The organism is Frankia sp. R43 (assembly GCF_001306465.1).
GTDB classification, from domain to species: domain Bacteria; phylum Actinomycetota; class Actinomycetes; order Frankiales; family Frankiaceae; genus Parafrankia; species Parafrankia irregularis.
This window is the reverse complement of sequence record NZ_LFCW01000001.1, coordinates 1,751,828-1,777,467: the sequence shown is the minus strand read 5'-3', so window position 1 is coordinate 1,777,467 and position 25,640 is coordinate 1,751,828. Positions and strand designations below refer to the sequence as shown.

The following is a 25,640-nucleotide window of genomic DNA, read 5'->3' as shown; positions in this document are numbered from 1 at the left end:
TCGCCTGGTGGCACCGCCCGCACCGATGGTGTCACCCATCGTGTTGGATGCTGCGCAGGCCGAGGTGGTCGGACACGCCGGAGGCCCACTTCTGGTCCTGGCCGGGCCGGGCACGGGAAAGACCACAACGCTCGTCGAGGCGGTGGCCCGGCGGGTTGAGGCGGGCGCTGATCCCGCGTCGCTGCTGGTCCTCACGTTCAGCCGGCGGGCGGCCCGTCACCTGCGCGAGCGGCTCGCCGTTCGGCTCGGGGCGGGGGCCGTCGGCCCGGCGGCGTGGACGTTCCACGCCTGGTGCCTGGCGCTGCTGAGGGTGTACGGGGCAGACACCGCGTCCGGGGGGCCGCGGCTGCTGTCCGGCCCGGAGCAGGACGCCCGCCTGCGCGACCTGCTCGAAGGGTCCCGTGAGCTCGGCCGTCCGGCCTGGCCCGATGCCCTGGCCGGGGCGCTGGGCACCCGCGGTTTCGCCGAGGAGGTCCGGATGCTGATGGCCCGGGCCAGGGAGATCGGCGTCGACCCGCCGGCACTGGCCCGGATCGCCCGGCGGGTCGGGCGCACCGACTGGAAGGCCGTCGCCGAGTTCTACGGCGACTATCTCGACGCCCTCGGCGCCGAGGGCGCGATCGACTACGCCGACCTCGTGCACAGCGCGGCCAACCTCACCGCGCAACAGCCGGTGCTCGCGAGCCTGCGCCAGCGCTACCAGGCGGTCTTCGTCGACGAGTACCAGGACACCGACCCGGCGCAGGAGCGGCTGCTCGCCGCGGTCGCCGGTGGCGGCGGGGACCTGGTGGTCTTCGGCGACCCCGACCAGGCGATCTACGCGTTCCGCGGGGCCCAGGTGCGGGGCCTGCTCGACTTCCCGGCCCGCTTCCCGAGCCGGGACGGATCACCGGCACCGGTCACCGCGCTGCGCCGGTGCCGCCGGATGGCCCCGGCCCCGCTCGCCGCGAGCCGGCGGGTGGCGGCCCGGCTCCCGTCGGCCGGTCTGCCCGTCCGGTATGTCCGCGCGCATCGGGATCTCGTCCCGGCGGACGGCGTGGCGGGGCCCGGCCAGGTCTCGGTCCGCACGTATCCGACGGCCGGTGCCGAGGCCGAGGCCATCGCCGACCTGCTGCGCCGCGAGCACCTGGAGAACGGGGTCGGCTGGGCCGACATGGCTGTCCTGGTCCGCTCGACGGCGGGCCTCGGCGTGCTGCGCCGGGTACTGACGGCGTCCGGGGTCCCGGTGAGTGTCGGCGGTGGCGAGCTGCCCGTGGCGCGGGAGCCGGCCGCCGAGCTGCTGCTGACGGCGCTGCGGTGCGCGGACGACCCGTCCCGCCACCTCACCCCGGAGACGGCGCGCGCGCTGCTCACCTCACCGCTGGGCGGGGCCGACCCGGCCGGCCTGCGCGCGCTCGGCCGTGAGCTGCGGGCCCTCGACGCGGCCACGGCGGTCTCACCGGCCCGGACCGACGGCCCGGCCCAGGACGACGTACCGGCCCAGGACGTGGCAGCCGACGACGCGGCAGCCGACGACGCGGCAGCCGACGACGTGGCAGCCGACGACGCGGCAGCCGACGACGGATCAGGCGACGACGCACCGGCCCAGGACGACGTCCCGTCGCCTGACGACGGGGATGAGCCCGCGGGTGCGGCCCGGATGCCGGGAACGCCCGCCTCGTCCGCCGAACTGCTGCGGGCCGCGGTCGCCGATCCGCGGCGGATGCTTCTGATGGTCCCGGACGAGCTGGCGGCGCCGGTCCACCGGCTCGGGCAGCTGCTGCGGACGGTGCGGGCGGAGCTGCGCCGCGGCGGCGCCCCCGAGGACGCGCTGTGGACCCTCTGGTCGGCGAGCGGCTGGGGACCCAGGCTGGAACGGGCCTCCGCCGCGGGCGGGGCCGCCGGCCGGTCGGCGGACCGTGACCTCGACGCGGTCGTCGCGCTCTTCGACGCGGTCGAACGCCTCGGCGAGCGCCGCGGGCCCGGGTTCGGCGTGGCATCGGTGGTCAGCGAGCTCACCCACCAGCAGATCGCCCCGGACACCGAGACCAGGGCCGGTCGCCCGGCCACCGTCCGGCTGCTCACCGCGCACCGCTCCAAAGGGCTGGAATGGCAGGTCGTCGTCGTCTGCGGGGTGCAGGACGGCGTCTGGCCCGATCTGCGCCAGCGGCACAGCCTGCTCGGCGCCGAACAGCTGGACGCACCACACCGGGGCGGAGATGGGATCCGGCCGCCCCGCACCCGCGACGAGCTGCTCGCCGACGAGCGGCGGCTGTTCTACGTGGCGCTCACCCGGGCGCGGCGGCGTCTCGTGGTCACCGCGGTGGACGGCGCCGACGACGACGGGGAGCAGCCCAGCAGGTTCCTCGACGAGCTGGGCGTCCAGGTGGAGAAGGTGCGATCCCGCTCGGTGCGGCCGCTCACCCTGGTCGGGCTGGTCGCCGCGCTGCGGCGGCTGACCGTCGACCCGGACGCCTCGGCGGCGATGCGCTCGGCGGCCGCCGTCCGGCTCGCGGCGCTCGCGGCGGCCGGCGACGGTGCCGGCCGGGCGCTGGTGCCCGCGGCCCATCCGAACCGCTGGTGGGGCCTGGTGGATGTCACCAGCTCGTCGGTGCCGGTCGTCGCGCCGGACGGTCCGATCGCGCTGTCGGGCTCGTCGCTGTCCGGCCTGGCGACCTGCGGCCTGCGCTGGTTCCTCGAACACGAGGCGCAGGCCGCCGAGCCGGCGTCGGCGGCGCAGGGCTTCGGCAAGGTCGTGCACGCGCTCGCCGACGAGGTGTCGAGCGGGCGCACCCCCGCCCGGATGGACGCCCTCGACGCCCGGCTCGACCTCGTGTGGCGCCAGCTGGAGTTCGACTCGCGCTGGCGTTCTGAGCAGGAACGGTCGGCGGCGCGCGAGGCGCTGCGCCGGTTCCTGGACTGGCACGCCGCTCGGCGGCGTGAGGTTGTGGCCTCCGAGGTGCGCTTCGCGTGTGACATCGAGGTCGCCGGCCGGGTCGTCCGGCTGCGTGGCTTCATCGACCGGGTCGAGCTCGACGACGACGGCCGGGTGCACGTCGTCGACTTCAAGACCGGGCGCGCGGCGCCGAGCCGGCGCGATCTGCAGACCCATGCCCAGCTCGGCAGCTACCAGCTCGCCGTGCGCGAGGGCGCGCTGGACCGGGTCCTGGACGAGGCCGCGGCCGGTTCCCGCGCGGCGCCTGACCCAGGCTCCGTGCCTGACACGGGCTCCGCACCTGACTCCGGTTCCGCACCTGACTCCGGTTCCGTGTCCGACCCGGATTCTCCGGCCGGCTCCCGCCCGCCGGCGGTTCCGGGCGGTGCCGAGCTGGTTCATCTGCGGCGTGACGCCGGTGGCGAGAGCCTCGGCCCCCGGCTGCCGGACGAGCAGCCGGCGCCACCCGAGGTGCAGGCCCAGGAGGCGCTGCCCACCGACGGGCGGGTGTGGATCGACGATCTGATGGAGGACGCGGTCCGGACAGTCACCAGCGAGTCGTTCCGGCCGACACCGGGCGATGCGTGCACGATGTGTTCGTTTCGTCGATCCTGCCCGGCCCGGCCGGAGGGGGAACAGGTGATCGATTGACCAGCCTCGCCGGCTCCGGCCCGCAGCAGGCGCTGCCCGGCTTCGGCCCGGCGGCCGGCGCCGGTGGCGACGACGAGCCCCGTGGCCCCCGGCTGGAGCCCGAGGAACTCCGTGACCTGCTCGGTGTCCCGTACACCGACGAGCAGCTCGCCGCCGCGACCGCGCCGCTGGAGCCCGCGGTGGTGATCGCCGGTGCCGGTTCGGGCAAGACGTCCGTCATGGCCGCCCGGGTGGTGTGGCTGGTGGCCACCCGCCAGGTGGAGCCGGGGCGGGTGCTCGGCCTCACCTTCACCAACAAGGCGGCGGCGGAGCTGGCCGGGCGGGTCCGGCTGGCGCTGCGCCGGGCTGCCGACGCCGGCCGGGGCCCGGGCTCGGGCCAGAGCGAGGGCCAGCCGGGAGAGGGCGATGGCGACCGACCCGGTTCCGGTGCCGGCGCCGCGGACGAGCCGACGATCAGCACGTACCACGCCTACGCCGGTCGGCTGGTCGGCGAGCACGCACTGCGGCTCGGCCTCGAACCGGACACGAGGATGCTCGTCGCCGCCGCGCGGTACCAGCTCGCGGCCCGGGTCGTGCGCACGCACGGCGGCCGAGTCGAGGCGCTCACCCGATCGATTTCCGCCCTGGTGGCGGACCTCGTCGCGCTGGACGGCGAGATGAGCGAGCATCTCGTCGCGGCGGACGACCTGATGGCGTTCGACGCCAGGCTGTTCGACCAGGCCCTCGCCGCGCTGGCGGACGCGGCCCGCCGTTCGGGCACGAAGACGCTGCGCAAGGAACTGCGCCGGATCGCGGCGACCGCGCGGGGCCGGCGCGAGCTCGCCGCGCTCGTCGCCGACTACCGGGTGGCCCGGCGGGCCCGCGACGTCCTCGACTTCGGTGACCAGGTCACCTTCGCCGCCCGGCTGGCCGGTCGGTACCCGGAGGTGGCGGTCGCCGAACGCGGCCGGGCCGGGGTGGTGCTGCTCGACGAGTACCAGGACACCTCCGTCGCGCAGCGGACGATGCTGGCCGGGCTGTTCGGCGCCGGGCATCCCGTCACCGCGGTCGGCGACCCCTGCCAGGCGATCTACGGCTGGCGGGGTGCCTCGGTCGCGAACCTCGACAACTTCCCCGAGCACTTCCCCCGCGCCGACGGCACGCCGGCCGCCCGGTACCGGCTGTCGGTGAACCAGCGCAGCGGCGGCCGGCTGCTTGCGCTGGCCAACGACGTGGCCGCGCCGCTGCGGGCCCGCCACCATGTCGTCGAGCTGCGGCCCCGGGCGGACGTCGTCGCCGCCGGGCGCACCCTGGTGGCGCTGCACGAGACCTGGGCGCAGGAGGTCGCGTGGGTCGCCGAACGGCTGGCGGAGCTGGTCGCCGCGGGGGAGCGGCCCGGCAGCATGGCGGTGCTGGTGCGGGCCCGGTCCGACGTCCGGGCCCTGCACACGGCGCTGACCACCGCCGGGCTGCCGGTCGAGGTGGTCGGCCTGGCCGGGCTGCTGGATCTTCCTGAGATCGCGGACGTCGTCACCGTCCTGGAGGTGCTGGAGTCCCCGATCGCGAACGCGGCGCTGGTGCGGCTGCTCACCGGCCCGCGGCTGCGCCTCGGTCCACGGGACCTGGCGGCGCTCGGCCGGCGGGCGCGGCAGCTGCTGTCCGCCGACGCCGCCAGGGACGGGGCCGCGGCTGCCGCGGCCGGCGGGGACGCCGGGGCCGGGCCGGCGGCCGCGGACCCGCTGGCCGAGGCGGTCGCCGGCATCGACCCCTGCGATGTCGTCGCGCTCGCGGACGCCCTCACCGATCCGGGGCCGGAGATCTCCGCGGCCGGCCGGGAGCGGGTGATCGAGCTCGGTGCGGAGCTGGCCGCGCTGCGCGTCCACGTCGGGGACGGGCTGCTCGACCTGCTGCACCGGGTGATCGCCACCATCGGGCTCGATGTGGAGATCTCCGCAAGCCCGAAGGCGGTCGCGGCCCGCCGGCGGGAGAACCTGGCGGCCTTCCTCGACGCCGCCGCCGACTTCGACGACCCGGACGGGCCGAACTCGCTCGCCTCCTTCCTCGCCTACCTGCGGGCGGCCAGGGAGCACGAGCGCGGCCTGGACATCACCGGTCCGAGCGGCGCGGACGCGGTCGCGCTGATGACCGTGCACCGGGCGAAGGGCCTCGAATGGGAGGTCGTGGCCGTTCCGGACCTGAGCCGGGGGGTCTTTCCCGACCTGACCGTGCGGGACCGGTGGACGACGTCGACCGGTGTGCTGCCCACACCGCTGCGCGGCGATGCGGCCGAGCTGCCCACCTATGCCGTCAGCGACTCGAAGGCGGAGCTCGCGACCTTCACCGACGACTGCCGGGCCTACCAGGAACGGGAGGAGCGGCGACTGGCCTACGTCGCGTTCACCCGGGCGAAGTCGGTGCTGCTGGGCAGCGGGCACTGGTGGGGGCCGACCCAACGCACCCGGCGTGGCCCCTCGGTGTTCCTCACCGAGCTGCGTGAGCACGCCGCCGCGGGCCACGGACAGGTGGCCGTCTGGGCGCCGGAACCGGCTCCGGGCCGTAACCCCGACCTGGCCGTGCCGGCGGAGTTCAGCTGGCCGATGCCCTACGAGCCGGTCGCCTACGCGCGGCGGCGGGAGGCCGCGGCGGCTGTCGAGCAGGCGTTCGCCCTGCTGGGTGCCGGGCAGGCGCCACCCGTCGACGAGCTGGCCGGGATGACCGCCCGGGAACGGGCGCTGCTCGCCGAGCTGGACCGTGAGGCGGCGCTGCTGCTGGCCGAGGAACGCTCGGCCCGGGCGCCCTTCCGGGACGTGGCGATGCCGACCAGCCTGACCGCGTCCGACATCGTGCGGCTGCGTGCCGATCCGGCCGAGTTCGCCCGTGAGCTGGCCCGTCCGCTGCCGCGGCGCCCGGTGCCGCAGGCCCGCCGAGGCACCCGGTTCCACACCTGGGTGGAGGAGCTGTTCGAGCAGCGGCCGCTGATCGACCTCGACGACGTGGTGGACGCGGCCGGTGCCGAGGCGATGGCCGGCCAGCGTCTGAGCGGCCCGGATCTGGCCGCGCTGCAGGACGCGTTCCTGGCGGGCCCGTACGGCTCCCGCCGCCCGTTCGCCCTGGAGGAGCCGTTCGAGGTGATGATCGGCGGGCGGGCGGTGCGCGGCCGCATCGACGCCGTCTACGACCTCGGCGGCGGCCGCTGGGAGGTCGTCGACTGGAAGACGGGCTCGGAGCCGGCCGATCCGGTCCAGCTCGCCGTCTACCGGGTCGCCTGGGCGAAGGTCCGCGGGGTGGCGGTGCCCGACGTCGACGCGGCCTACTTCTACGTCGCCTCCGGGCAGGTGGTCCGTCCGCCGCTGCTGTCCGAGGACGAGATCGTCGCGATCCTGGCGAATCCCGCTGCCACCGAGCCCGCTGCCGCCGTGGCAGGCAGACTCAGGCAGCCCGGTAAGTAGCGGCCCGCGGTCAGCGGCGGATGTCGACCAGCAGGGCGAGGTGGTCGGAGACCGCGGTGCGGCGCGCCTCGCTGGCGGCGACGGTACCGACCGGGCCGCGGGCCAGGATGTGGTCGAGCTGCACCCGGGGCGCGTGCGCCGGGTAGGTGCGGTGGGCGGCGAGGCGGCGCCAGCCGGTGAACCAGGTCGGCAGCCGGCCCGGCAGGTTCAGGTCACCGAGCATCAGGACGGGTCCGTCGACCTCGCGCAGCCGCCCGACCAGCCTGCGCAGCTGCCAGGCGTTCCAGCCCGGCGCGAAGGAGAGATGGGTGGTCACCACGGTGAGCGGTCCGCTCGCGGTCTCGACGACGGCGGCCAGCGCCACCCGTGGCTCGTCGTCGAGCAGGATCATCCGCACCCGCCGGGACGTCCCCGGAACCAGGACCGGGGAGCGGACCGGCGACCGGCCCAGCGGAACCACCCACCAGCGGCGCACCGGCAGGCGGCTGACCAGCGCGATGCCGTAGGCGGGCTCGTTCTCGGCACGCCGGCCGTCCGCGGGGCGCCAGCGGTGCCCGGGGGTTCCGTAGACGGTGGGGGCGAACCGCCAGCCGCCGTCGGAGGCCCCCAGCGCCGTCGCCGCGGTGGCGGCCTGGTCACCGCCGCCGGACCGTGGCTGTGCGAGGTCCATCTCCTGCAGGCCCAGCACGTCGCAGTCCAGGTCCGCGACCGCGGTGGTGAAGCGCTCCGCCTCCACCCGGCCGTCCGCGAGGGACAGCCCGTGCATCGCGTTGAAGGACCCGACCCGCACAACACCGACCGTAGCGCGCTCGCCGGTGTCAGCCGCCCCGAACCGGCGGGACACCCGTCAGGGACCGGGACTGATCCCCGGGCCGGGCCCGGTGCCGGGGGTGTTCTCGGAGCCGGGTGGCTCCGCGGGGCCGCCCGGCCGCAGCCCGATGGTCGCCCGCAGGAGCAGCTCCAGCTCGAACCGTGCCTCGGGGTCGTCCAGGGTGGTACCGAACAGCTCCCGCAGCTGTCCCACCCGGTAGCGGACGGTCTGCGGGTGAATATGCAGCCGTTCGGCCACCAGCCGGCGCTGGCCGTGCAGGGCCAGCCAGCACAGGAGGGTCTCCGCGAGGCGGGAGCGGGTGCGTTCGGGGAGCGCGGCGAGTGGCCCGAGTCGGCGCCGGGCCAGATCATCGAGCAGGCCCGGGTCGCGGGCCAGCACCAGGTCGGCGAGGTGGTCGTCGGTGAACAGCGGCTCCGGCCCGGCCGCGGCGGGCAGCCGCCCGGCGAGCAGTGCCGCCCGGGCGAAGCTGGCCCGCTCCACGCTGGTCGTGATCTGCTGCCAGGCGACGCACGGTCCGACCACCGCCCCGGCCCCGGCGAGCCGCTCGGCCAGCCACAGCCGCCGGGACGGTTCCTGGGCGTCTCCCAGGAACAGCCAGAAGTCGGACCCGTGGCTGGTCCGCGGGCAGCCGGTGGACAGTCGTGAGGGCAGCTGCTCGTCGGGCCCCTCGGGAACCAGGACGGCCGCCATCCGCTCGGGCAGCCGGACCGCGCCGGTGCTGGCGGCGTGCTCGATGGTCGCCGCGTCCGTGCCGGAGAGCAGCATCTCGCCCAGCCGGTCCCACAGGCGCTCGCGCTCGCCGGCGACCTCGAACTGGGCGAGCGCGTAGCCGTCCGCGGACGCGGCCGAGATCCCGTCGATGTAGGCGAACATCATCTCGGCGAGCGCCACGAGGCCGCCGGCGTCGAGGCCGGCGTGGCGGGCGGCCTCCCCGAGCCGGCGCCAGGAGATCCGGGCACCGACCCGATAGGCGCTGAGCAGGTTGTCCAGGGAACGCCCGGCGCGCACCTCGCCGCGCCCCAGCCGGACGTAGACGTCCCGGCTGGTGGCCAGGTCACCGGCGGCGCCCGGCCCGGCCTCGACGAGCGCGAGGAACCGGGCGAGGGCCTCCTCGACGCCGCGGCGCACGCCCCGCCCGAACGAGCCTTCCAGCGGACGGGCGTAGGCGGGGACCTCGGCTGCGATCGCCGCGATGATCTCCTCGCCCAGCTGTTCCAGCCCATGGGCGAGGGATTCACTCAGCCCGGGCGGAAACTTTCCCACTCGGACAGTCTCGCCTGCGTCCCGCGGCCCCGGCTGGCCGGCCCGCCGGGAAGCCCGCCTGCCGGGACGTCCGGCCTGTGGGGAGGGTCGGTCGGCACGGGGGTGGTGTAAGGGGCGGCGGCGGGGTGTGGCGGGCGCGTCGCGGGAGCGAGAATGACGTCGTGGAGACACCGACCGGCATCATCAGTGCACTGATCACTGGCTGTGTGATCGGCCTGCTCGGCCGGCTCGTGGTCCCGGCGCGCCGCCGGGCGCCGATCGGCTGCCTGATGACGGTGCTCATCGGCCTGCTCGGCGCCGCGCTGGGCCTGGTGGTCGCCTCCGGTGTCGACGCGGGCTGGCTGCTCACACTGGTGCTGCAGGTGGCCATCGCCGCGCTGCTCGTCTTCCTGGTCTCGGCGGCAGGGGCCCGGCACCCGCGCTGACGGCGCGGCCGGGTGGGCAGCCGGGTGAGCGGCCGTGCCACGGAGCAGCGACGTCACAGCACGGCGACGTCACAGCACGGCGATGGCACAGCCTGGCGATGTCACGGCGTGGCCATGCCACGGCGTGGTCGTCCCGTACCTGCCGCGAATCGTCCTTTCGTAGTCTTCTCGTCTCCGCCCGGGGACGGTGCGGCTGAGGTGATGCTGCCGAACGTGGCCGCCCAACCGGCGCGGGCAGTAGCGTGGCGATGTGTCCTCGCCTTCGACCGCCGGTCCGCCCCCGCCCAGCGCGGTGAGGGCCGCCCTGCCGTCCCCCTCCTACCCGTTGCGGCGGGTGACGCTCGCCAACGGGCTGCGGGTCCTGCTCGCCCCGGACCGCACCGCCCCCGTGGTGGCCGTCGCGGTCCACTACGACGTCGGCTTCCGCTCGGAGCCGGAGGGCCGCACCGGGTTCGCCCACCTGTTCGAGCACCTGATGTTCCAGGGCAGCGAGCACGTGGGCAAGGCTGAGCATCCCAAGTACGTGCAGGCCGCCGGGGGCATCTTCAACGGCTCGACGCACCCCGACCACACGGACTACTTCGAGCTGCTGCCCTCGGGCGCGTTGGAGCGGGCGCTGTTCCTCGAGGCGGACCGGATGCGCGCGCCGAGGATCACCCGGGAGAACCTGGACAACCAGATCGCCGTGGTCCAGGAGGAGATCCGGGTCAACGTGCTGAACCGGCCCTACGGCGGGTTCCCCTGGATCACGCTTCCCCCGGTCGCGTTCGACACCTTCCCCAACGCCCACAACGGGTACGGCGACTTCTCGGAGCTGGAGGCCGCGAGCCTCGACGACGCCGCGGACTTCTGGGAGAAGTTCTACGCGCCGGGCAACGCGATCCTGACCATCGTCGGCGAGTTCGACCCCGACCGGGCCCTGGAGCTCGTCGAGCGGTACTTCGGGGTGATCCCGGCCCGGGCGGTGCCGCCGCGGCGCAGCTTCGCCGAGCCCGTGCGGGCCGAGGAGCGCCGCGAGGTGCTCACCGACCGGCTGGCGCCTCGGCCGGCGCTCGCGGTCGGCTACCGGGTGCCCGATCCCGACCAGGACCTGCCGGCGTTCCTCGCGACCCACCTGCTGACCGACGTGCTCACGACGGGCGACGCGAGCCGGCTGGAACGGCGGCTCGTCCAGAAGGACCGTTCGGTGACGGCGATCAGCACCTACGTCGGTACCTTCGGGGACCCGTTCGACCAGCGGGACCCGCTGCTGCTCACGCTGGAGGCCCGCCACGCCGGCGACTCCAGCGCCGACGGGGTGCTCGCCGCCGTCGACGAGGAGCTCGACCGCATCGCCGAGAACGGGCTTGAGCCCGGCGAGCTCGAGCGGGTGCGGGCCCAGGTCGCCGCCGGCATCTTGCGGGAGTCCGACGACGCGCTCGGTCGCGCCCTGAAGATCGCCACCTTCGAGCTGCACCGCGGTCGTCCCGAACTGCTCAACGAGCTGCCCGGGCTGCTCGCGGAGGTCACCGGCGAGGCTGTCGCGGCCGCCGCCGGCGCGCTGCGGGCGCAGGGCCGCGCGGTGCTGGAGCTGCGGGCAGGCGCCGCGTGAGCGCGGCACAAGGAGGCACGGTGACAACGACCGCCCAGACCGGGACGGACGACCAGCCCCAGACCGGCGAGGCCGTGACCGGCGAGAGCGCCGCCGGATCCGCTGCCGGCTCGGTGATCCCCGCGGTCGCGCCCACCGTGCAGAACGAGCTGCCGGCCGTCGTCGGGCGCACCCTGGCCAACGGCCTGCGGGTCGACGTGGTCGCCCGGGCGAGCGTCCCGCTGGTGGAGCTGCGGCTGCGGATTCCGTTCGCCGGCGCGGGCGCGGCCTACCAGGCCGAGGCCGAGCTGCTGGCGGAGACCATCCTCACCGGTTCGGGCCGGTACGACCGGGTCGGGCTGGCGACGGCGGTGCAGGCCCTGGGCGGCTCGCTGCGGGCCGGTGTCGACGCCGACCGGCTGGCCATCGTCAGCTCCGCGCTCGCCACCAGCCTGGAGCCGCTGCTCGCGCTGATCGCCGACGTCCTGACCTCGGCGAGCTACCCGGAGGACGAGTTCGACGGCGAGCGTGAGCGGGTCGTCGAGGAGACGACGACCGCGTTCAGCCAGCCGTCGGTGATCGCTCGCGAGGCGCTGCTGCGCCGGATGTTCGGCGACCACGTCTACGGCAGCGCCATCAACCCGCCGGCGCGGCTCGCCGAGGTCGGTGTCGAGCGCGTGCGGTCCCTGCACGCCACCGGGGTCTGCCCCGGCGGCGCGATCCTCACCATCGTGGGGGACGTCGATCCCCAGCAGGCGCTGGACGCCGTCGAGGCGACCCTCGGAGCGTGGCAGGGCACCGCCGCCGCGGGGCACCCGCCCGCGCCGGTGCCGACGCCGGGCCGAATCGTGATCGTCGACCGGCCGGGTGCGGTGCAGACGAACATCCGGCTTGGCGGGCGGGCGCTGAACCGCGCCGCGCAGGCGCATCCGGCGCTGCGGCTCGCCAGCACGATCTTCGGTGGCTACTTCAGCTCGCGGCTCGTCTCCAACATCCGTGAGGACAAGGGGTACACCTACTCGCCGCGCAGCTCGGTCGAGCACTACCAGGCGGGCTCCCGGTTCACCGTCGGCGCGGAGGTCTCCACCGACGTGACCGGGCCGGCGCTGCTGGAGATCTACTACGAGCTCGGCCGGATGGCGCTGCTGCCACCCACCGCGGAGGAGCTGGACGCCGCCCGTCAGTACCTCATCGGCACGCTCGCGCTGTCGGGCGCCACCGCGGCCGGGCTCGCCGGGACGCTGTCCGGGCTGTCGGGTGCGGGCGTCGGCGTGGAGTACCTGCGGGACCATCCACAGGCGCTGACCGAGGTCACCGCGGAGGCGGTCCAGGCCGTCTCGGCGGAGCTGCTGGCGCCGACCGGGCTGGTGACCGTTCTCGTGGGCGACGCGTCGAAGATCACCGAAGCGGTGCGGGTGCTCGGCGACGTCGAGCTTGGCGTCGTCGAGTCCGCCTGACCCGCGGGGGCAGGGCCGGTGAGGTCAGCGGCGGCTGGGCGCGGCGCGGGGCGGGCTGGGGCGGGGCGGACCGCCACCGGAACCGCTCGGGCTGCCAGGGCCGGGTCCGGCACCGGAGCCAGGGGCGGGACCGGCTCCGGGGCTGCCCGGGCTGCCGGGCGTCGGCCCGGGACCGGGACCAGACCCGGTGGCACCGCCGCGGCCGAGCTCGCCCGGCAGGGTGATCCGCGGGTCGCCCACCGACTCGACCACCTGCCGGGCCAGGTCGTGCACCCGTCTGCCCATGCCTCGGGCGGTGCGTCGCAGCCGCTCGAAGGCATCCCTGGGCTTGATGTGGTTGCGCTCGGCCAGCACCCCGATCGCCTGCTCGACGATGACCCGGGAGGCCAGCGCGTGCTCGAGCTGGATCACTGACAGGCGCAGCTGCTCGGTCTCGCTGAGATCGCGGTCGGCCCGTCGGGGCCGGCCCGGCGGGCTGAGATCCTCGGCGAGCAGGTCGGCCAGGACCATCGCGGAGACGAGATCGCCTACTGGCCGGACCTCGGGTCCCGGGCCTTCCACGATCCAGCCGGCCGATGCCCGCCGCAGCCGCATGTCCGAGGCGCCGGATCCAGTCCTGCTGCCCGGGCCGGCCGTTCCGCCCGGGCCGCGAGCCACGCCCGGGCGTGGCGGCCCCGACTTCGGCGGCGCGGGTCGCGGGGCGCCCGGCCGGGCGGCGGGGCCGGGGCGCGGGGCGCGGGCGAGAACCTCGGGGGTCACCCGGGGCCCGTTGCCCGCCGCTGATTCCGGCGACGGCTCAGGGTGCCCGGGATGTGGTCCGTCCCGGCCCGTACCGGGGCCTGGCTGGGCGCCCTGCCCGGGCCCGGCCTCGCCGGGTGCCGTCGGCGGCTGGCCGCCTCCGGGAACATCGCCGGTTCCTCGTGTGTCGCCCGTTCCGGACGCTTCGCCGTTTCCGGGCGCGGTGACAGCCGCAGGCACGGCGCTTGTGCCGGGCTGGGCACTCACGCTGGGCTGGGCACCCTCGGAGCCGTTACTGGCAGCAACCTCGAAGCGGGCCTCGCGGGTCAGTTGGTCCCGTAGCGCGTCTGACGCTCCCAGACTGTCCGCGATTGCCCGCAGTACTCCGAGTGATTCCGGCGAGATGGCGATCGATGACCGGTCGAGACCGGTGATGATGCCGAGCACCGCGCCGTCCGGCCCGACGAGAGGCATCGAGACGTGGCTGTGGACGCCGAACCGCTCCACCTCGACGGTGTCGGCCAGGGCCGGGTCCTGGTCGGCCCGGGACCCCGCGGCGGCGGCCCCATCCAGCATTCGGGCAGGTAGACACCGGGCACGCGGAACTCTCAGCCCGGCAACCAGCTCGGGGATCGGCCCACTCACCCGTAGGTAGACGGCCTGGGTCCCCGACACCGCGATGAGGCACGCCTGCTCCATCTGGTGGAGTGCGTGCGTGGCTCTCAGCGCGGCGTCGACCGTGCTCCACGGGAGTCCTGAAGGTGCTGACGACACAGGCCGAACTCTCCCACAAAGTTCACGGGCAGTGACGGACACCGTCCCAAGAGCCGGCCGTGTGCGCGTCGGGAAGGCGTGAACTCCCGCAGTGTTGTCGCCCTGCGTATCCGTTATGCGGCAGAAGCGACTTTCTCGGTGACCTGGCGGAGGGACGGGTTGGTCATCACCGTCCCATCGGTGAAGACCACGGTCGGCACGGTCGCGTTGCCGTTGTTCGCATTGCGGACGAGTTGCTCGGCTGTCGGGTCCTGCTCGATGTCGATCGTCACGTACTCCACACCCGCGCGGTCGAGCTGGCCCTTCAGTCGAACGCAGTAGCCACACCAGGGAGTGGTGTACATCGTGATCACAGCGAGGCCTCCGTCGCATCCGTCCGGTAAAGGTTTTGTCGTCCGATCGCCGACCAACCGCATAACCCGGTCGTGGCGGCATTGCTTCCCGGTCCGGCGTGTCGGGCCGAGCCGCGACTACCGTGTCGGTTGATGTCAGGATCAGCCACTCGCCCGAACCGTCGCGGGGCGTCAGCGCCCACGCGCCCCCCGACGCCTGCGCGCAGGCCCGGAGGGAAGAAGGCCACCGAGGCGGAGCCGAGCGCGGGCGCGGAGCCGAGCGCGGGCCCGGAGCCGGGTGCCGGCGCGGAACCGGGTGCCGGCGCTGGTGCGGAGCCGAACCCGGGTGTGGAGCCGGGCGCGGGTCTCGACCCTGAGCAGCTCGCCGCCGTGCTCGCGCCGATCGGCCCGGTCTGCATTCTCGCGGGTGCCGGCACGGGCAAGACCCGGACCATCACACACCGGATCGCGCACCTGGTGACGCAGCGGGAGGTCGGCGCGGGGCAGATCCTCGCGGTGACCTTCACGAACCGGGCCGCGGCCGAGCTGCGCGGGCGGCTGCGGCTGATGGGAGCCGACGGCGTCCAGGCCCGCACCTTCCACGCGGCCGCGCTGCGGCACCTGAGCTACTTCTGGCCGAAGGTCGCCGGGGTGGCACTGCCGAGGCTGGAGAAGAGCCGCGTTCCGCTGCTCGTCCGCGCGGCGAACCGGGCCCGGCTGCGCCCGGACCGCGCCGAGCTGCGCGATCTGGCCGCCGAGGTCGAATGGGCGAAGTCGATGATGATCGCGCCCGCCGACTACGTCCACGCCGCCGCCGAGCACGGGCGGGAGGGCTCGTACGCGCCCGACGTCGTGGCCCGCCTCTACGAGGCCTACGAGGACGTCAAAGGCGAGGCCGGTGTCCTCGACTTCGACGACCTCCTGCTGCTGACCGCGGCCGTGATCGAGGAGCACAGCTGGGTCGCGGCCGAGCTGCGCTCCCGCTACCGCCACTTCGTCGTGGACGAGTACCAGGACGTCAACCCGCTCCAGCAGCGGGTTCTCGATGCCTGGCTGGGCGATCGCGACAGCCTGTGCGTCGTCGGCGACGAGCACCAGACCATCTACTCGTTCACCGGGGCCAGCGCGCGCCACCTGCTGGATTTCCCGCGGCGTTTCCCGACCGCCACGGTCGTGCGGCTGGTCCGGGACTACCGCTCCACCCCGCAGGTGGTGGCGCTGGCGAACGGCCTGCTGGACGGTGCTCCTCCGGCAGCCGCGTCAGCCGGGTCGGCGGCGTCAGCCGGGTCGGCGGCGTCGACCGGGTTGGCCGGATCGGCTGCGGCGCCGGCCGGGCCCCGGGGGCGGCTCGTCGCCATGCGCCCGGCGGGCCCGGCGCCCACCTGGCTGGAGGCCGACAGCGAGCCCGAGGAGGCGACGGGCGTCGCCAGGCGTATCCGCGGGCTGCTGGCCACGGGTGTGGCGGCCAGCGACATCGCGGTGCTCTATCGGATCAACGCGCAGTCCGAGGCGTACGAGACGGCGCTGGCGCGGGCCGACATCCCCTACCTGCTGCGCGGCGGTGAGAAGTTCTTCGAGCGGCCCGAGGTCACCGCGGCCGTGCGGATGCTGCGCGCGGCGGTCCGTTCGGCGGAGCCGGACCGCCCCGGCGGGCTCGGTGACGCGGTCGCCGACGGGCTGGGGGCGTTGGGCTGGCAGCCGGGCGCCGCTCCCGCGGGGCGTGGCGCGGACCGCGAGCGGTGGGAGAACCTGGCGGCACTGCACCGGCTCGCCGTCGACCTTGAGGCCGCCCGCCCCGACGCCGATCTGGAGGCGTTCGTCGCGGACCTGGCCGAACGCGCCGCACACCAGCACACCCCGACGGTGCAGGGCGTCACGCTCGCCTCCCTGCACGCCGCCAAGGGGCTCGAATGGGACGCGGTGTTCCTCGTCGGCCTGGTCGAGGGAACGCTGCCCATCGTGCACGCGCAGTCCGACGAGCAGATCGCGGAGGAACGCCGGCTGCTCTACGTGGGCATCACCCGGGCGCGGGTCCACCTGGCCCTGTCGTGGTCGCTGGCGCGGGCCGAGGGGGCCCGCCGCTCCCGGCGGCCGTCACGGTTCCTGGACGACCTGCGCCGGGCGGCGGCCACCGCGGGCGGCACCCGGGGCTCCTCCCGGACGGCGGCGACCCGCGCGTCCGGTGATGCGGCCGGATCCGGCTCCGGCCGCGGGGCCGGACACGGATCCGCGGCCGCGGGGGAGCGGCGGGGCGGGGAGTCCGTCGGCGGCGGCACCGGGCGCCCGCGCGGTCGGCAGAGTGTGCAGTGCCATGTCTGCGGGCGGTCGCTGGCCGGTGCGCGGGCCCGGATCGGACGCTGCGAGACGTGTCCGGGGCAGGTGGACGCGGAGCTGTTCGAGCGGTTGTGCGCGTGGCGGGCGCGGCGGGCGAAGGAGCAGGGAGCGCCTGCCTTCGTCGTGCTGACCGACGCGACACTGCGGCTGATCGCCCAGCGTCGCCCCGCGACCGCCGCGGATCTCGTGGCGCTGCCCGGCATCGGGCAGAGCAAGCTCGACCGGTACGGCGAGGACGTCCTCGCGCTGGTCGCCGACACCGCGTCACGTGAATCGCGGCACTGAGTGCTGATACCGGTGCCAACGGTGACACGCCGGGGTGGCTTCGATCCTTGCTGTGGCAGAACGAGTCTGTGAGATCACTCCAAAAATAGGTTGTCAGCGCCGGTGACTGCTCCTACCGTTGTCCGTGAACACCGGAGCGCGATCAGTGCGCTGCGGGTAGGAGCCGGTCCGGTCGGGTTCGGCGGAGTCGCGAAGGAGGTCACGATGAGAATGATCATCATGGCTTCCGTGCGCACGCGTATGCGACCGCCCATCGCCGGCGTCCTCTATACGCCTGCTGCCCGGCTTGCTGACACGGTCACGTGGCCCGGTGCCCGGGAGCCGAAAGGCTCCCGCTGCGCCGGTCGCGGTGTCCTCGGCGGCGATTTCGTGGTGAGCCGTGTCTCGGCTCAGGGTGCCCTGACGGGTGCCGTCGTCACGAATGGTCGTTCGGATCATCAAGCCGCCGCCGCAGCAGCACGTCAGGCCGGCACAGCCGCCACGCGTTTTCTCGATCAGTCGGGCCCTGTCCCGGATCCACTCCCGGCCTAGCGCCGAACCGGAGTGACTTCCGAGGCCGCGGATCCGACAGGATCCGCGGCCTTTCTGTTTCTCCCGGTCGAATCGCGTGCCAGCTACCACTCCGGAGGTCTGATCCTGACCGTCGTCGATGGACGCAAGACCGAGCAACCGATCGGAACTGAACCGCCAATGTCGGAGGTGACCCCGGTGTTCGACCCCTCGATCGATTCCCGGATCGAGCGGGAGCGTCTCGTCCTGCCCTGCTGGGACGTGGACCCCGAGCTTTTCTTCGCCGAATCCCCGGCGGACGTCGAGTCCGCCAAGTCCGTCTGCGTGGACTGCCCCGTGCGCCATGCCTGCCTGTCCGCCGCGATCGACCGGGCGGAACCGTGGGGTGTCTGGGGCGGCGAACTCGTCGTGACCGGCCGCGTGGTCCCGCGCAAGCGTCCTCGGGGGAGGCCGCGCAAGAACGTCGCGGCCTGACCGAGCAAGGGCCTTGCGGCTACGGCTACATAGTGACCTTGGGGCGCTTCGTGCTGATGGCCTGGTCGGTGTCGATCAGTCGCGGTTGGCCTGGGGCTCACGGGCCGGTCGGCGCTGCCGCGGGGGCCGGCTCGGCTCGACGGACCCGGCCTGCTCGGGTGGGCGGATCCGGCTCCGCGAGCGGCTTCCACGCTGTGCCGGGGCGAGCACGACCGGGCCGGGCCGGGCCCGGATGACACCCGCCTCGTCCTCGACGTCGAGCCTGGGCAGGCGGCGACCTGGACGGTTGGCAGCCGCGGCGTGCCGGGCCGCCGCGGTGCGCGGCGGTGCGAAGCCCGGCTGCCAGCGCTCCATCTCGGCCCGGAACGGACCGGTGCTGCCGAGCTGGCAAAGAATGCCGATTGCACCGAGGGTGACCCGGTGGATCAGCAGATAGGGCGGCGGCAGGTTGAGCTGGCGGCCGAGCTGGGCTGCCGAAGACCGCCAGTCCCCGAGCCGCAGGGCCTCACCACGCAGCCATTCCCGGGAGAAGGTGAACTCCTCCGCCGCGATCGGGGCGAGCATGGGGGCCAGATAGCCCAGCAGGTCGTCGGCGGGAATGCTGGCACTGGCCGGGATGAAACCCTCGACGAGCAGCCCTTCGGCGACGGCCTCCGCATTGCCGGCGAGGGCCATCCGGGCCAGTCGGCCGATGGGCTCGGGCAGCCCGTCGGGCAGGCGGTTGACCGCTCCGAAGTCGAGGACTCCCAGGCGCCCGTCGGGAAGCAACCGGAAGTTCCCCGGGTGTGGGTCGGCGTGGAGCAGCCCGGCTCGGCCGGGACACGAGTAGAGAAAACGCACGAGCAACAGCCCGGCCCGGTCCCGTTCCTCGGGTGTGCCCCGTTCGATCACGGTGGACAGCGGCACACCGTCGATCCATTCGCTGACCAGAACCCGGTCGGCGCCGGCGATGGGGCGGGGGATGACGATGTCCGAATCGCCCGCGTAGGCCTGCGCGAACGCCCGCTGCCAGGCGGCTTCGAGCCGGTAGTCAAGCTCTTCGGTGATACGTGCCTTCAGCTCGGCGACCAGTGGCTTGATGTCCAGGCCCGGTGTGATCGCCCCGAACAGGCGGGCGGCGCGACCGAGCTGGTTGAGATCGGACAGCAGCGCGTCCCCGGCCCCCGGATACTGGATCTTCACGGCGACGTCGGTTCCGTCCGCCGCCCACACCGCGCGGTGCACCTGCCCGATGCTGGCCGCGGCGGCTGGTGTGTCGTCGAAGCTGGTGAACAACGACCGCCAGTCGGGGCCGAGCTCTGCGCTCAGGACCCCGTGCACGGTTGCCGCGGGCAGCGGCGGCGCGGCCTCCTGGAGTTTGGTGAGGGCCGCCCGGTAGGGACCGGCGACCTCCTCCGGCAGCGCCGCCTCGAAGACGGACAGCGCCTGGCCCAGCTTCATGGCCCCGCCCTTGAGCTCCCCGAGGACGCGGAAGATCTGCCCGGCCGTACGCTGCTGCAGCTCGCTGGCCACAGCTTCGGCGGGTCTGCCCCCCAGGCGTTTTCCGACGCCGAGGGTCGCCCGGCCGGCCATGCCGATCGGGAGGGTCGCGAGCTTGGCGGTGCGGATGACCGCCCGCCGCGGGATGTCGGACACCGCTCCATCGTGCCCTTTCCCGCGGGCTGTTGTGTCAACCTCGCGATAGACGCCCTCACCGCGTGCTGCCCGTGGCGAGCTGCTGGCGGTCGATGGCGGTCTCGAGTACTTCGGGCGAGATGGTTTGTTCCTGTGGTGGTGACCCGGCCGCGTCGCGTGCGGTGCGGCAGGGGCACTCGGGATGGAGTGGCCAGCTGCGGCGCCGGATCCGCAGATCGGTTCGGGCGATCTCCAGAGTGCCGTCGGCGGCTGTGGGCAGCGGGCGGGGGCGGTCGCTGGCTGCCGTGGTCAGGTCGAGGAAGTCGAGCGCCTGCATGGCGGTGATCGCGGCGACCAGGGTCGCCAGCGAGATCTCGCAGGGGTCTGCGCCGTGCTCGGGCGGGCGGATCATCTGCATCGCGAGGATGAGCCAGTCGGAGTCGCGGGCGTCGCGGTGCAGGTGCTGACAGTGCAGGCAGGAGGTGACGCCCGGCACGATCAGAGGCCCGATGATCCCCGTCGTCTCGCGGACACCCGCCAGCAGATGAGGGACGCCGGCCCGCTCCAGACGCAGGCACTCGTCGGGATGGACGACCGGAAGCCCCACCGGGGCCAGGAGAACCAGATCGGGGCGGAGCGGCTCGACCTTCGCGGAGCGCATCGGCCGGCCTGTCGGCTGGCGGCATGGCGGATCCCGCCGGCTGGTGGCCCGCCGCACCGCCGTATCAGCCGCCAGTGAGCGGGGTCGGCCGATGTCGTCGAGCCGCAGCCCACCGGGCGCGACGTCGGCCGCCGACGTGGCACCGGGATCGTCCACCAGGATCTGGCCGACTCCCGCGGCCGCGAGCAGGGTCGCGATCTGTGCTCCGATCCGCCCGGCACCCCGCACGCACACCCGGGCCCGGCGTCGTCGGTGCAGCGCCGACCGGGGCACCCTCACGCCGAAGCTCGACAGCGAGAGCGCGGCCAGGTCCGGATCGAACCGGTCGTGGTCACCATCGCTGACGGGCGCCGGCCCGCTGTCGGCGGCGTCGTCGATCAGCCCGGCCTGCGCGAGTATCTCGATCATCGTGCGGGCGGTCGGATCGCGGGCCTCGCCGCCGCCCGGCCCCAGCTCCGGGCCCGGCGATCCCAACGTGTTCAGCGCGGACAGGTCGGCCGGCCCGACATCGGTGAGAATGACGGCGCGCTGGGGATCGACGCCGATCTGCAGGGTGGTGCTGTCTCGCCAGAGCCGACGGAGACCGGCTTTGAGGACCGGGCGCACGGGATCCTCCTTGCGTCAGCCGGCGAGCTCGGGCCGGCGGCTGGTGGGACCCGTTCACGATGACATGAGGAACGCGCTCCGAGTGCCTGTCCGCCGCGGTTGTGGACAGACCGTTTTTGTTTGGATCCGCCCGGCGGGCCGTGGCCCCGAAAGGGTGATTCGGATAAGCGTTCAATGCTGGTAGAAATTGCGCCTTTTCCATCACCGATCCGGACCAACGGCATCCCCGACCCTTTCCATACGTCCATTCAGGCGTGTGGCCAGGGCATTTGCATGATCGCGTCTGGTCTGGAGGTGTCGGACCAGGCAGGCTGGTCGGCGTGGCGGGTGTGCCGCGCCAGGCCGCCGTGGAGGTCAGGCGCGGGCGGTGGCCGACACATGGGCGAGGTGCGTGCCCTTCGGGACTGTGGCGGTAGCCCGCGGCCCGGAGCGTGTTGGTGACGGAGTCTGGGAGGACCATGCGGATGGTGGGTGCCCGTTCGGCCCGACCGGTCGCGGAGTCCTCGTCGAAGGCGCCCGCGGCCCCGCCGTCCGCGGAATCTCGAGCCCCGGGCTTCCGCTGCCGTCGCCGCTGCTGAGTAAGAAGTGAGGATTCTGGCGCCTGCAGCAACCGAGATCCTCACTTCTTGCGGATTACCAAGTGGCGCTATGTCCCTTTTTCCTGTTGATGCGAGTTGCTGGCGCTGTGTGGCGGCGCGGGATCCCCGGTGGGTCGGCGTGCGGCGGGTGGCCACGGACCGCCAGGGCAATGTCGGCGGTCCCGGATGCGCCGCTTCTCGGGATTCCGTGACAAGTGGTGGAGACCAGGATCCGCAGGTCTTGCTCGGCAGTAGCGGTGGCCCGAACAGCGGATTTTCCCGGCGATGCCCACAGGCCGCGGCGCGCGACCGCGGACGGTGCGCGAACGGGAGCGGAAACGGGAACTCCGTCGGGCGCGAACGGCGTTTCGGCTGAACGCGAAGGAGATCTCCGTGGAACGTAAACGGGCCCCCGGGGTGAACGTGGAGCCTCCGGCTTCCCCTTCCGGAGGCGCCCCGCATGCCCGAGGGCCCGCGACGTCAAGCTACGACCGATTCGCCATGCAGGTCAATTCGTGTGGCCTCGTGGCGGCTCACGGCGTCCGGTGGGCGGGTCAGGATCCGGCGTCGTCGGAGGTTGGCGGTGTGCCATCCTCCGGAGATCCTCCGTTGAGTTTCTCGATTTCGGCCATGATGTCGACCTCGGACCCGGGCGTGGTGCCGGCGACGAAAGCGGCGGGGTCGGTGAGGTCGGCGGCGCTCGGCAGCAGGTCCGGGTGGGCCCAGACGGCATCCCGCCCGTCGTGGCCGCGAGCCTCGCCCAGTGCCTCCCAGAGCGCTGCGGCCTCGCGCAGCCGGCGGGGCCGCAGCGAAAGCCCGACCAGGGTGGCGAAGATCTGCTCGCCGGGGCCACCCTCGGCCCGCCGCCTGCGGACCATCTCGCGCAGCTTCGCCGCGGAGGGCAGGTGCTCCCGCGCGGCGGTGTCCGCAATGTGGTCCACCCAGCCCTCGATGAGCGCGAGGATGAGCTCCAGCCGCGCCAGCGCCGCCTTCTGCTCCGGCGTGTCGGCGTCGGCGAAGACGTCCTCACCGAGTGCCTCGGTGAGCCGTTCGGGGTTCATCAGCGTGGTCGGGTCGATCATCCGCATCACCCGGCCGACGGCTTCAGGGTCGACGGCGATACCGCGCGCGTACTCCTCGACGGCGCCGAGCACGTGCGAGCGCAGCCACGGGACGTGCGCGTACAGCCGGTTCGAGGCCGCCTCGCGCAGCGCGAGGTAGATGCGGACCTCCTCGTCCGACACGCCGAGGCCCTGCCCGAAGGCCGCCACGTTCGCCGGCAGCAGCGCCGCCGTGCCCGCCGGGCCGAGTGGCAGGCCGACCTCGGTGGAGCTGACCACCTCGGTGGCCAGCGAGCCGATGGCCTGGCCCACCTGGGCCCCGAAGAGCATTCCGCCAACCTGGTTCATCATCTGCATGACCGGCCCGCCGGCACCCATCAGCCGGCCGAGGTCGACGCCGGGCGGCAGCGCGCCCGCGAGCTCGGGTGGCAGGTCGCCGCCGCCGAGCTGGCTCAGGCCGGACGAGATCCCGGTGCGCATGGCCTCGACGACCTTGCTCGCGACCGGGTCGCACAGCGTCTGCCAGACCGGCATGGTTGCCTCGATCCACTTCTCGCGCGACCATGCGGCGGCCGTGGTGGCGCCGGAGGGAAGCGTGGTCACCGGGTCGAGCCACACGTCGGCGATACGCAGAGCGTTCTCCACCTCGCCGACCTCGGCGGGGCGCACAGCCCGGTCGGTGCTGCCCAGGGTCCGCACCGCGACCTGGCGTGCGAGCTCCCAGTTGACCGGACCGCCCTGCCACGAAAGAAGGCGTTCGAGCTCGGCGAAGAACGGGGCGCCGCTGCCGGAGGGGCGGTTCGGGTCACCGCCCGGCGTCGGGCCGAAGCCGAAGGGGAGGCCGCCGCTCATCGCGGGGACCCGTGGACGTTCCGTGGGGACATGAACCCACGGTAGTGCGTTTTCCCGCCGCCCGGTGAAACGGAGCCGGTGGGACGTTACCGTCGGGGGGTGGATGTTACCTTCTCGGATCCAGTTCCCGTTGTCGACGGTGCGTCATCCGGCGTCGTGGTTCTCGCCGAGATGCGGGAAAACCCACTGTCTGTGGATGAATGTCTCGCCGCGGTGCGGCTGCCGGAGGTGGGCGGAATCGGGCTGTTCATCGGCACGGTGCGAGATCACGACCACGGCCGCTCGGTGGGTGACCTGGAGTACAGCGCACATCCCACCGCGGCCCGGGAGCTCGCTCGGGTCGCCGCCGAGGTGGGCGCTGACCTCGGAGTTCGGGCGATCGCGGTGCTGCACCGGACGGGCCGCCTCGAGATCGGGGACATCGCCGTCGTCGTCGCGGCGGGCGCCGCGCACCGGGCGGAGGCCCTCAGCGCCTGCCGGCGCCTCATCGACGATGTGAAGGAACAGGTGCCGATCTGGAAGCGGCAGGGATTCGCGGACGGCTCGTCCGAATGGGTGGGCGCCTGCTGAGTGGGCACCTAGGATAGATGTAGGTCATCTACCTTCCCCGTCTCGACGTCGAGGCCGCCATGTGGTTCTTGCTGATCCCACCAGTCGCGGTGCTCCTGGCTCTGGCCTGGTTCACGCTGCGCAGCCGACCTGATCGCACCTCCGAAGCCATGATCACCATCGAGGGCTACCGCCGCAGCCTGGCGGCCCTCGCCCGTCCCATCCCGGCTGCCCACGAGATCTCCACCACCTCTGGGTCGTCCTCGGTAACCACTCTGCCCGTCACGGTTCCGGTCCCCGCCGCGCGTCCCGCGGATCGTGGCCCGGCCGAGGCTGTCGGGGCCGTCGCCGAGGGCGAAACAGGAGGAACTGCCTGAGCTCGGGCAGGTTGCCGGCTCTGCGCGTCGTGGTTGAGGGGCGGTCACACCCCGTGTGTGCGGGGGTGACCGCCCCTCGCCTGTCTCCGCGGGTGTCCCCGTGCCTGTCTCCGCGGGTGTCCCCGTCGGCCGGGGTAAGGGCCTACCTGCGGGTGCGGCTGGCCGGGCCGCGGGAACGGCCGTCTCGAGGGCGTGGCCTGGCGGTCGGAGACCGGATTTCGAACCGGTGCCGGCGATCTACGTAGACTGCGGGAATGGGCCGACGCACGCAGACACTCTTCGTTGCGTCGGTGCTGACGCTGATCCTCGCGGTGGTCGGCCTGTGGCTGCCGGTCCCGTACGTGACCTTCGCGCCGGGGCCGGTGACGGACACGCTCGGCAAGGTCGACGGCGCTCCGTTGATCGAGATCGACGGCCGGGAGACCTACCCGACCTCGGGGAGCCTCGACCTGACGACCGTCGAGGAGACCCCTCGCCTCAACCTGCTGGGAGCGCTGCAGGACTGGGTCTCCTCCGACCGCGCGGTCGTTCCGAGCGAGCTGGTGCGCCCGCCGGGTACCAGCCAGGAGGAGATCCGCCAGGAGAACACCCAGGCGATGCTCGACTCCCAGGACCAGGCCACCGCGGCGGCGCTCAGTGAGCTCGGCATCAAGCCGACCGGGCGGGAGGTCGTGGTGAACGACGTGCCGTCCGGCTCGCCGGCCTCCGGCCTGCTCCGTTCCGGAGACGTCATCACCGCTGTCGGTGGAGAGAAGGTCACCGACCAGGAGAGCCTGAAGGCGCTGGTCGGCCGGAGCAAGCCCGGCGACGTCGTCGAGGTGACCTACCGCCGGGACGGCCGGACGGCGACCGCGAAGATCACGACGAGGCCCGCCACCGACGACGCCACGCGCCCGATGATCGGCGTGACGACGAACCTGAAGCTCTCCTACCCGTTCACGGTGCGCATCCGGATCTCCGACATCGGCGGTCCCAGCGCGGGCCTGATGTTCGCGCTCGGCATCGTGGACCTGCTCACGCCGGGCGAGCTGACCGGCGGGAAGACGATCGCGGGTACCGGCACCATCGAGAGCACCGGTGAGGTCGGCGCCATCGGCGGCATCCAGCAGAAGATCCTCGGTGCCGAGCAGGCAGGAGCCTCCGTCTTCCTGGTGCCGAAGGAGAACTGTGTGGACGCGGTCCGGATGAAGCCGGACCTGCGGCTCGTCCAGGTGGCAAGCCTGTCCGACGCGCTCGACGCGCTGAAGACCCTGCAGAAGGACCCCGACTCGACCGCGGTGGCCTCCTGCCCGGCCGAGCAGTAGGCGGGACGCCGGCGGACGGGAAACCGAGTGGCCGAGTGGCCGAGTGGCCGA

The 25,640-nt window shown here is 73.8% G+C and carries 17 protein-coding genes; 10 read left to right on the top strand and 7 right to left on the bottom strand.

Annotation, left to right across the window (positions count from 1 at the left end; genetic code table 11):
- Window positions 1-25: 25 nt before the first annotated feature.
- Window positions 26-3,565: an ATP-dependent DNA helicase gene (locus ACG83_RS06735; RefSeq protein WP_063792983.1), complete on the top strand. Its 3,540-nt coding sequence runs from the start codon at window positions 26-28 to the stop codon at window positions 3,563-3,565.
- A complete protein-coding gene (locus ACG83_RS06730; RefSeq protein WP_063792982.1) occupies window positions 3,562-6,993 on the top strand; it encodes an ATP-dependent DNA helicase in 3,432 nt (1,143 codons plus the stop codon). Before ACG83_RS06735 ends, ACG83_RS06730 begins: the two co-directional genes overlap by 4 nt.
- A gap of 10 nt (window positions 6,994-7,003) precedes the next feature.
- Here the strand turns inward: ACG83_RS06730 and ACG83_RS06725 are convergent, their stop codons facing one another.
- Together ACG83_RS06725 and ACG83_RS06720 are read right to left on the bottom strand one after the other, a co-directional pair.
- On the bottom strand, window positions 7,004-7,783 hold the full coding sequence (locus tag ACG83_RS06725; protein ID WP_054565476.1) for an endonuclease/exonuclease/phosphatase family protein: 780 nt from the start codon (window positions 7,781-7,783) through the stop codon (window positions 7,004-7,006).
- Between the two features lie 57 nt (window positions 7,784-7,840).
- The gene (locus ACG83_RS06720; RefSeq protein ID WP_054565157.1) at window positions 7,841-9,088 is read right to left on the bottom strand and encodes a CdaR family transcriptional regulator; all 1,248 of its coding nucleotides are present in this window, start codon (window positions 9,086-9,088) and stop codon (window positions 7,841-7,843) included.
- Window positions 9,089-9,249: 161 nt separating this feature from the next.
- Here ACG83_RS06720 and ACG83_RS06715 point away from each other — a divergent pair, with 161 nt between their 5' ends.
- From ACG83_RS06715 to ACG83_RS06705, 3 genes are all read left to right on the top strand, one after another.
- Window positions 9,250-9,513, top strand: coding sequence for a hypothetical protein (locus ACG83_RS06715; protein WP_054565156.1), 264 nt, complete (start codon window positions 9,250-9,252; stop codon window positions 9,511-9,513).
- A 292-nt stretch (window positions 9,514-9,805) separates the two neighbouring features.
- On the top strand, window positions 9,806-11,104 hold the full coding sequence (locus tag ACG83_RS06710) for a pitrilysin family protein (RefSeq protein ID WP_054565155.1): 1,299 nt from the start codon (window positions 9,806-9,808) through the stop codon (window positions 11,102-11,104).
- Between the two features lie 20 nt (window positions 11,105-11,124).
- Window positions 11,125-12,540 (top strand): pitrilysin family protein, encoded by a 1,416-nt coding sequence (locus tag ACG83_RS06705; protein ID WP_054565154.1) that lies wholly within the window; start codon window positions 11,125-11,127, stop codon window positions 12,538-12,540.
- Between the two features lie 24 nt (window positions 12,541-12,564).
- Here ACG83_RS06705 and ACG83_RS46505 read toward each other — a convergent pair whose 3' ends face one another.
- Together ACG83_RS46505 and ACG83_RS06695 are read right to left on the bottom strand one after the other, a co-directional pair.
- A complete protein-coding gene (locus ACG83_RS46505) occupies window positions 12,565-14,052 on the bottom strand; it encodes an ANTAR domain-containing protein (RefSeq protein WP_054565153.1) in 1,488 nt (495 codons plus the stop codon).
- Window positions 14,053-14,165: 113 nt separating this feature from the next.
- Window positions 14,166-14,405 (bottom strand): mycoredoxin, encoded by a 240-nt coding sequence (locus ACG83_RS06695; protein ID WP_006544268.1) that lies wholly within the window; start codon window positions 14,403-14,405, stop codon window positions 14,166-14,168.
- A 327-nt stretch (window positions 14,406-14,732) separates the two neighbouring features.
- Here ACG83_RS06695 and ACG83_RS06690 point away from each other — a divergent pair, with 327 nt between their 5' ends.
- Together ACG83_RS06690 and ACG83_RS06685 are read left to right on the top strand one after the other, a co-directional pair.
- Window positions 14,733-17,003: an ATP-dependent DNA helicase UvrD2 gene (locus tag ACG83_RS06690; protein WP_054565152.1), complete on the top strand. Its 2,271-nt coding sequence runs from the start codon at window positions 14,733-14,735 to the stop codon at window positions 17,001-17,003.
- A gap of 690 nt (window positions 17,004-17,693) precedes the next feature.
- A complete protein-coding gene (locus ACG83_RS06685) occupies window positions 17,694-17,987 on the top strand; it encodes a WhiB family transcriptional regulator (RefSeq protein WP_035954849.1) in 294 nt (97 codons plus the stop codon).
- A 75-nt stretch (window positions 17,988-18,062) separates the two neighbouring features.
- On the opposite strand, the gene ACG83_RS06680 is transcribed toward ACG83_RS06685, so the two are convergent.
- The 3 genes from ACG83_RS06680 to ACG83_RS06670 form a co-directional block, all read right to left on the bottom strand.
- Window positions 18,063-19,622 carry an AarF/ABC1/UbiB kinase family protein gene (locus tag ACG83_RS06680; RefSeq protein WP_054565151.1) on the bottom strand — a complete coding sequence of 520 codons (1,560 nt, stop codon included), beginning with the start codon at window positions 19,620-19,622 and terminating at the stop codon, window positions 18,063-18,065.
- Between the two features lie 55 nt (window positions 19,623-19,677).
- A complete protein-coding gene (locus tag ACG83_RS06675) occupies window positions 19,678-20,868 on the bottom strand; it encodes a ThiF family adenylyltransferase (protein WP_054565150.1) in 1,191 nt (396 codons plus the stop codon).
- A 1,132-nt stretch (window positions 20,869-22,000) separates the two neighbouring features.
- The gene (locus ACG83_RS06670; protein ID WP_054565149.1) at window positions 22,001-23,359 is read right to left on the bottom strand and encodes a zinc-dependent metalloprotease; all 1,359 of its coding nucleotides are present in this window, start codon (window positions 23,357-23,359) and stop codon (window positions 22,001-22,003) included.
- A 99-nt stretch (window positions 23,360-23,458) separates the two neighbouring features.
- On the opposite strand from ACG83_RS06670, the gene ACG83_RS06665 reads away from it, so the two are divergent.
- The 3 genes from ACG83_RS06665 (at window position 23,459) to ACG83_RS06655 (ending at window position 25,589) form a co-directional block, all read left to right on the top strand.
- The gene (locus tag ACG83_RS06665) at window positions 23,459-23,929 is read left to right on the top strand and encodes a molybdenum cofactor biosynthesis protein MoaE (RefSeq protein WP_054565148.1); all 471 of its coding nucleotides are present in this window, start codon (window positions 23,459-23,461) and stop codon (window positions 23,927-23,929) included.
- Between the two features lie 59 nt (window positions 23,930-23,988).
- Window positions 23,989-24,285: a hypothetical protein gene (locus ACG83_RS06660; RefSeq protein WP_054565147.1), complete on the top strand. Its 297-nt coding sequence runs from the start codon at window positions 23,989-23,991 to the stop codon at window positions 24,283-24,285.
- Window positions 24,286-24,539: 254 nt separating this feature from the next.
- Window positions 24,540-25,589: a PDZ domain-containing protein gene (locus ACG83_RS06655; protein ID WP_054565146.1), complete on the top strand. Its 1,050-nt coding sequence runs from the start codon at window positions 24,540-24,542 to the stop codon at window positions 25,587-25,589.
- Window positions 25,590-25,640: the final 51 nt, after the last annotated feature.